Source organism: Mesorhizobium sp. M7D.F.Ca.US.004.03.1.1, from assembly GCF_003998635.1.
Lineage (GTDB): Bacteria > Pseudomonadota > Alphaproteobacteria > Rhizobiales > Rhizobiaceae > Mesorhizobium > Mesorhizobium loti.
The window spans coordinates 1-6,694 of record NZ_RZQG01000276.1; the positions used below are offsets into that span (position 1 = coordinate 1).

A 6,694-nucleotide genomic window follows, 5' to 3' on the forward strand; every position below is an offset into this window, starting at 1 on the left:
GGGCAAGACCTGGCCGAAGCCGGAGGGCGCCACCAATCTGCGCGAGTACCGCATCTACCGCTGGTCGCCGGACGATGACGAGAACCCGCGCATCGACACCTACTTCGTCGACATGGACGATTGCGGGCCGATGGTGCTCGACGCGCTGCTGTGGATCAAGAACAAGATTGATCCGACGCTGACCTTGCGGCGCTCCTGCCGCGAAGGCATTTGCGGCTCCTGCGCCATGAACATCGACGGCTCCAACACGCTGGCCTGCACCAAGGGCTGCGACGACATTTCCGGCGCCGTCAAGGTCTACCCGCTGCCGCATATGCAGGTGGTCAAGGACCTGGTGCCGGACCTCACCAATTTCTATGCCCAGCACGCCTCGATCCAGCCCTGGCTGAAGACGGTGTCGCCGGAGCCGGCCAAGGAATGGCTGCAAAGCCATGAGGACCGCGAGAAGCTCGATGGGCTCTACGAGTGCATATTGTGCGCGTGCTGCTCGACTTCGTGCCCAAGCTACTGGTGGAACGGCGACCGCTATCTCGGCCCGGCAACGCTTTTGCAGGCCTATCGCTGGCTGATCGACAGCCGCGACGAGGCCAAGGGCGAGCGGCTCGACAATCTCGAAGACCCGTTCCGGCTCTATCGCTGCCACACCATCATGAACTGCGCGCAAACCTGCCCCAAGGGCCTCAACCCGGCCAAGGCGATCGCCGAGATCAAGAAGATGATGGTGGAGAGAAGGGTTTAGCGGGGCCAAGGCAGTCCTTCTGATCGAAGACCTGGTTCGCTGGTCGAAAGAAGGGGCTGCCGTCGGATCCGCTGACGCTCAATGCGGAGCCGCTGCCACCCAGAAGACGGCGGGAGCCGGTGATGGCAGCCGGCGGGGATGCTCCAAGCGCCCAACTGCTTGAGCAGAAAGGCTGGTGCGGCTGATGTCCGGCTCGCGTGTCGAACGCGATCAGCTCAGATGGCTCGGCAGTTCTCGCTGACTGCGCAGCGGTCCGCCTCGCTTAGCCTGCTCTTGTCAGGCGGCCGCCGGCCGCGCCCGATCATTTTTCATTTTTCCAAACATCTCGTTCGCTAGTCTGGAGTCGAGGGAGTCTTGGCGGCATATATTAGCGATATCGCAAGTAATTGATTGCTGGATACGCAAGGCGGCTCGGTATTGTCTTAGTATAGTTTTAAGTGGTCCCCGATATTCACTTCCCAGAGCGTCGTTCGGGTGCAAAATGATGCGCGGCTTCACCGTGAATGGGTATTCGGTATCCGGGTCATTGATCAGCGTCACAACAGTGGGATCGCTCACCTGGCTTGTGTCGCTGATCTATTTTCAGGAGAAGGGGCTGCTTGCGGCTCTCGGCCTGGGGGTTTTGGTCGCGCTTGTCTTGCTTGACGGGCTCCGGGACAAGAGGGCGGATCAGCGAGAAAGCAGGTGGTTCAGGCTCTATTTTTCGCTCATTCCCTGCTTTCTCTTCCTTGTCTATGTCTATCTCGAAAGTGTTTTTGGCTATTTTGACTGGGGTGCGATGTTCATGCATGCCGGCGCCGGGATGCTCACGCCTGGTGTCGTTTTTGACTATTTGTGGAATACCGGAAACACGATGCTGGTCATTCTCGTCGTTCTTTTCGGTCTCGGCGCCCTGAAGGCGCGCGGCACGCTGACAAGAGGATTGGATGTCGCCCTGATGGCGTTCTTCCTGGCGGCAAACCCGATGCTGACACGGCCGATTGCCGCCGCGATCCACCCCAACCCGCTGCATGATTTCCTATCCAAGCGGTTCGTCGACATCAGCTCTCTGACAGAGCCGGAGGCAGAAGCAGCGTCCGCCACCGCGGGGCCAAAGAACCTCATTCATATTTTCATCGAGAGCGCCGAGCGCACCTACATGGACGAGGAGTTCGGCGACGTCATGGGGCCGCTACTCGAATTCGAGAGGCGGGGTGTTTCGGCGGCCAACATGGTGCAACTTGCCTACACCAACAACTCCATCTCAGGGATGGTCGCTGCGAACTGCGGAACGCCGCTGCTGATAACGTTCTTCACGACGCGCCAGTACCTGGAGGAGAATTCGCAGTTCCTGCCAGGCCTGACCTGCCTGGGCGATGTCCTGAAGGCGCGGGGCTATCAGCAGAACTTTGTCACCGGTTGGGCGCTCAGCTTCACCGGCCAGGGGACATTCTATTCCACCCATGGCTATTCATCGCTTTTTGGGGGATCCCAAGTCGTGGCTGCCGTCGCCGGGCGCGGCAGCGCCTTTGGCGCCGATGACGCCGAAGTTCTCGATTTGAGCCTTGACGTTTTGCGGCGCGCGCAGCGGGACGGCAAACCGTTCTCGCTGACGATCGCCGTCAGTGGTGGGCATGCGATGGACGGCTACCTCACCGACAAATGTATCGGCAAGACGGGACTGTCTCCACAAACCCCCAACATTCTCCATGCCGTGAAATGCACGAACATGCTCATCGCGGACTTCATTCACAAAGCCGAGGCCGAAGGTCTGATGGCCAATACCGTCCTGGCGTTGCAAAGCGACCATCTCAGCGCGCCGAGCAAAGTTACGGATCGCCTGAACACGCATGAGCGACGCAACTTCTTCTCCCTGTCGGGGGCTGGCGTTCCTGCCAAAACGCACACCGGGCTTTCGGGCACGATTGACATATTTCCCACCATCCTGGACGCGCTGGGCGTGCCGCCTCCCAATGGCCAGGCCGCTTTTGGCGTCTCGCTGCTCGGTGATCGACCGACGCTGGCCCAGGAACTTGGACAGGCCCGGTTCGACGACGCGATCCATGCCGAGGATGTGCTGGTCAGATCATTCTGGCAGCCGAAACCGGAGCGGAAGGCTGCGGGGCCTGGGACTGATGCGCTTTAAGCTTTTGTCTTCATGCATGTCGTTCTCCCAGAAATCGGAGCCAATTTTTGGGCGATATTGCATGAGTGCCGAAGCGCGCTAGTGCATATGTCCCATGCTAGCTATCGCCCCGATGCGAGAAAAAGGACTGAAAGGTGTGACGCTCCATAGCTACATCCGTCGATCGAAAGTAGGAGACGTTTCGCGAACAGCTATGGTATCGGGAGCTTCGGGTATGAGAGAGCCATGAGCGAAGACCTTCCCATCCTTAATCCCGTCGAAGCCCGCGTGCTCGGCTGCCTGATCGAGAAGAAGGAGCTGACGCCGGATGTCTATCCGCTGACGCTCAATGCAGCACTGGCCGCCGCCAACCAGAAGACGGCGCGCGAGCCGGTGATGGCGCTGGAACAGGCCGAGGTGCACCGGGGGCTGAAGCTGCTCGAACAAAAGGGGCTGGTGCGGCAGATGTTCGGCTCGCGCGTCGAGCGATACGAGCACCAGATGGCGCAGCGCTTCTCGCTGACCACGCCGCAGACCGCATTGATCGGCCTGCTCTTGCTGCGCGGGCCGCAGACGGCCCATGAATTGTCGGCGCGCACCGAGCGCATGGCACGGTTCTCATCGATCGAAGATCTGCGCGCCGAGCTCGACATGCTGATCGGCCGCCGACCGCCACTCATCCAGGAAATCCCGCGCGGACCGGGCCAGCGCGAGGACCGCTACGTGCATCTCCTCAGCGGCCCAATGGACGTTGCAGCCCTTTCGGCACAGCGGAGTGCATCGGCCCTGCCTGCTTCCGACCTGGAGGTACGGTTGGAGGCGCTGGAGCAGGAAGTCGCCGCACTCCGCGCCCGGCTAGACGCGCTGGGCGCGTAGGTCCCGGCGCGCGCCTGAGCGTTCGCGCCGGGTCTTCACACCGGATGCAGCGTTCTCAGCCGAGCTTGGCGTCGAGCGATACGTTTATGGCGCCGAGCGCCTTCGACACCGGGCAGCCGGCCTTGGCCTTTTCGGCCAACTCGCCAAATTTCGCAGCATCGATGCCCGGCACCTTGCCGACCACGGTGAGGGCGCTGCCGGTGATCCCCGTGCCTGGAACCAGCGTCACCACCGCCTTGGCATCGAGTTCGGTGGCAGGCGTGCCGTTCTCGGCCAGGAAATGCGAGAACTGCATGGCAAAGCAGCCGGCGTGCGCGGCGGCAATCAGCTCTTCAGGGTTGGTGCCGGATTTGCCGCTCTCGTCCTCGAAGCGCGCCTTGAACGAATAGGGCGTGCCCTTCAGGGTTCCGCTCTGGGTGTCGAGCGTGCCCTTGCCCTCTTTCAGATTGCCTTTCCAGACGGCGTTTGCGGTGCGGTCCATGAATTCCTCCTTGGTTGTCGTGGCTGGGTTGTCGTGACTTGTTGTCGGGGCTGAGCCCGGCTTCCGGTCAACTATAGCGCGCGCGGGCGCGAAGGCCACTGCGCACTTTGAACCACGGCACGGTGTCGGCGATGGTGGTCAAATCTTTTCTGAAAAAATGCAGGTGCAAAAATGTCGACTTTGGTCCCCCTCGCCCGTCCTGCGGGCGGCCACGGGTTTTGTGGCCGGATGGAGGTTCACATGGACAATCTGTTTTTCGCACTTTGGAGAGGCGCAGGCTGCAAGGCCGGGCGACGAGAAGACTTCTGGCTGCATCCGCCGGGGTCCGGCTTTGGCCGGCTTCTGGCGGCGGTTGCCATCATCGGCATCGCGGCATGCCTTCTCGACCATGCAGCCGCGGTCAGGGGCAACGCTGACACCCTCGTCACCGCATCCTATGGTTCACCGCAGCAAGGGAGCTGGAAATGAAATATGTCTGTCTGGTCTATGGTGAGGAAAAGGATCTTCACGCGCTGACCCCGGCAGGGTCGGCCAAGCTCGACGCCGATTCGCTGGCCTACGACCGATCGCTGGAGGAGAAGGGCCTGCTGATCGTCGCGCAGGCGCTGCAATCGGTGACGACAGCCAAAACCGTGCGGCGGCGCAAGGGCAAGCGGCTGGTCACAGACGGCCCCTTCACTGAGACCAAGGAGCAACTGCTTGGTTTCGTCATGATCGAGGCTGAAAATCTCGAAGAGGCGCTGGATATTGCCGCCGGTATTCCGCTGGCCGAACTCGGCACGATCGAGGTCCGGGCGGTCTACGACATACCGGGGTCATAGAGCCTGCCATGCGTTGCGGCCGCTTCGAAACCGGGCGTCTGGCTGAGCCGACGTTCCGGGTCGGTTTCGTGCGCAACTTTTGCGCGTTGAAGCAAGGCGAGAGTTCTCCTATCGTCGCCAGGATTTGGGGGGATGTCGGCATGCCGTTCTTGATTGCTATCCTTGGCGTGTTGGGCGCGGCGGCGTTCTGGTGGTATCGGATGAAGGCGATGAACGATGCGGCTCGCGAGGTTGCGGACGTCGTCGGGCGCGTGCAGGGCAACATCCGCCGCAAGAAGCTGCGCAAGCAGGCGGCCCTGTCGCCGCTGACGGCGATCGATGATCCGGTCGTAGCGGCGGCAACGCTCATCACCGCCATCGTCTCCGAGAACGGGCCGATCCTGCCGCAGCGCGAGGCCGTCATTCGCGCGGTGATTTCCGAGATTGCCGACAAGAAGAAAACGGACGAAGCGGTGGTCTACGCCAAATGGGCGGCGTCACAGATCGACGACACCACAATTGTCATCGACAAGCTGGCGCCGTTCCTGCGCGAACGCCTCGATGTCGCCGAGCGCAACGATCTGCTGCAGATGGTCAACCGGGCGGCGCAGGGCGGCGAGAAACGCCTGGAGATATCCGACCAGAGGATATTGCGACTGCGGCAGAAGCTCGGCTTCGAAGTCAATTGAGCGACAGCGCTCAGATCGCCTCGCCCTTCAACAGTCTTGGCGTGCCGGCGGACAACCCCGATGCCTGGCGGATGAAGAATTCCTTGAGGCGCGGCATGCGTTCGACCAAGCCAAGGCCGATGTCGCGGACGGTGCGGAGCGGGCCGATGTCGTTGGAAAACAGCCGGTTCAGCACGTCCGTGGTGACGCCCATCTGCACCGTGTCGAAGCGGCGCCACTGCTGGTAGCGCTCAAGCACGTCGAGCGCGCCGATGTCCTGGCCGAGCCGGTCGGCCTCGACGATCACCCCGGCAAGCGCGGCGACATCCTTGAAACCGAGATTGAGACCCTGGCCGGCGATCGGGTGGATGCCGTGGGCGGCATCGCCGGCGAGCGCAATGCGCGGTGCGACGAAAGCACGCGCGATGGTCAGGCCGAGCGGCCAGGCGCGCGGCTTGTCAGCAACGCGGATCTCGCCAAGCTTCAGGCCAAAACGCTGTTCGAGTTCGTGTTCGAAGACGAGATCGTCACCGGCCACCAGCTTCTCGGCATCCTGCGAGCGCTCGACCCAGACGATCGACGAGCGGTTGGTGCCGTCCTCGCCGGGTTTGAGCGGCAGTGTGGCGAAGGGTCCCGCCGGCAGGAAATGCTCCTCGGCACGGCCATTGTGTGGGCGTTCATGTGCCACGGTGCAGACGATACCGGACTGGCCATACTCCCACTTCACCGTCTTGATGCCGGCCATGTCGCGCAGCCTGGAGTTGACGCCGTCGGCGGCGACCAGCAGCCGGGCCTTCAGCGTCGCACCGTCGGCGAGGTGCACGGTGATGCCGGCGCCGTTGGTCTCGAAACCCTGCACGGCGACGCCTTCGATGATGTCGATGCCGAGTTTTTCCGCATTGGCCCGCAAGGCGCCATTCAGCACCCTGTTGGCAACCATATGTGCAAACGGCTCTCCCGGCGCCACTTCGCCGTCGAAGGTCAGGAACACCGGACGCACCGGATCGGAGGTGCGCGAATCGGTGA

The 6,694-nt window shown here is 62.1% G+C and carries 8 protein-coding genes; 6 read left to right on the forward strand and 2 right to left on the reverse strand.

Annotation, left to right across the window (positions count from 1 at the left end):
- From EN935_RS16925 to EN935_RS16935, 3 genes are all read left to right on the forward strand, one after another.
- A partial coding sequence (locus EN935_RS16925) for a succinate dehydrogenase iron-sulfur subunit (protein ID WP_164771169.1) occupies window positions 1-739 on the forward strand: 739 nt, incomplete at its 5' end.
- 484 nt (window positions 740-1,223) lie between these two features.
- Entirely contained in the window at window positions 1,224-2,864 is a 1,641-nt protein-coding gene (locus EN935_RS16930; RefSeq protein ID WP_109665350.1) for an LTA synthase family protein, read from the forward strand.
- Between the two features lie 225 nt (window positions 2,865-3,089).
- Window positions 3,090-3,719 carry a DUF480 domain-containing protein gene (locus EN935_RS16935; RefSeq protein ID WP_109663882.1) on the forward strand — a complete coding sequence of 210 codons (630 nt, stop codon included), beginning with the start codon at window positions 3,090-3,092 and terminating at the stop codon, window positions 3,717-3,719.
- Window positions 3,720-3,774: 55 nt separating this feature from the next.
- Here the strand turns inward: EN935_RS16935 and EN935_RS16940 are convergent, their stop codons facing one another.
- Complete coding sequence (locus EN935_RS16940) at window positions 3,775-4,200, reverse strand: OsmC family protein (RefSeq protein WP_109663886.1); 426 nt, start codon at window positions 4,198-4,200, stop codon at window positions 3,775-3,777.
- A gap of 240 nt (window positions 4,201-4,440) precedes the next feature.
- Between EN935_RS16940 and EN935_RS16945 the strand changes: the two genes are divergently transcribed.
- The 3 genes from EN935_RS16945 to EN935_RS16955 all read left to right on the forward strand — a co-directional run bounded on the left by EN935_RS16945 (window position 4,441) and on the right by EN935_RS16955 (window position 5,689).
- The gene (locus EN935_RS16945) at window positions 4,441-4,668 is read left to right on the forward strand and encodes a hypothetical protein (protein ID WP_109663891.1); all 228 of its coding nucleotides are present in this window, start codon (window positions 4,441-4,443) and stop codon (window positions 4,666-4,668) included.
- Entirely contained in the window at window positions 4,665-5,021 is a 357-nt protein-coding gene (locus tag EN935_RS16950) for a YciI family protein (protein ID WP_109663894.1), read from the forward strand. The genes EN935_RS16945 and EN935_RS16950 overlap by 4 nt, the downstream gene beginning before the upstream one ends.
- A 140-nt stretch (window positions 5,022-5,161) precedes the next feature.
- Window positions 5,162-5,689: a hypothetical protein gene (locus tag EN935_RS16955; protein WP_109663898.1), complete on the forward strand. Its 528-nt coding sequence runs from the start codon at window positions 5,162-5,164 to the stop codon at window positions 5,687-5,689.
- Window positions 5,690-5,699: 10 nt separating this feature from the next.
- Here EN935_RS16955 and EN935_RS16960 read toward each other — a convergent pair.
- The coding region (locus EN935_RS16960) for a ubiquinone biosynthesis hydroxylase (RefSeq protein ID WP_127373455.1) at window positions 5,700-6,694 on the reverse strand (995 nt) is incomplete at its 5' end.

What these genes read in the sequence shown, in the direction of transcription:
- EN935_RS16930 (WP_109665350.1), top strand. Translation starts at nt 1,224, where the DNA reads ATGCGCGGCTTCACCGTGAATGGGTATTCGGTATCCGGGTCATTGATC.
- EN935_RS16935 (WP_109663882.1), top strand. Translation starts at nt 3,090, where the DNA reads ATGAGCGAAGACCTTCCCATCCTTAATCCCGTCGAAGCCCGCGTGCTC.
- EN935_RS16940 (WP_109663886.1), bottom strand. Translation starts at nt 4,200, where the DNA reads ATGGACCGCACCGCAAACGCCGTCTGGAAAGGCAATCTGAAAGAGGGC.
- EN935_RS16945 (WP_109663891.1), top strand. Translation starts at nt 4,441, where the DNA reads ATGGACAATCTGTTTTTCGCACTTTGGAGAGGCGCAGGCTGCAAGGCC.
- EN935_RS16950 (WP_109663894.1), top strand. Translation starts at nt 4,665, where the DNA reads ATGAAATATGTCTGTCTGGTCTATGGTGAGGAAAAGGATCTTCACGCG.
- EN935_RS16955 (WP_109663898.1), top strand. Translation starts at nt 5,162, where the DNA reads ATGCCGTTCTTGATTGCTATCCTTGGCGTGTTGGGCGCGGCGGCGTTC.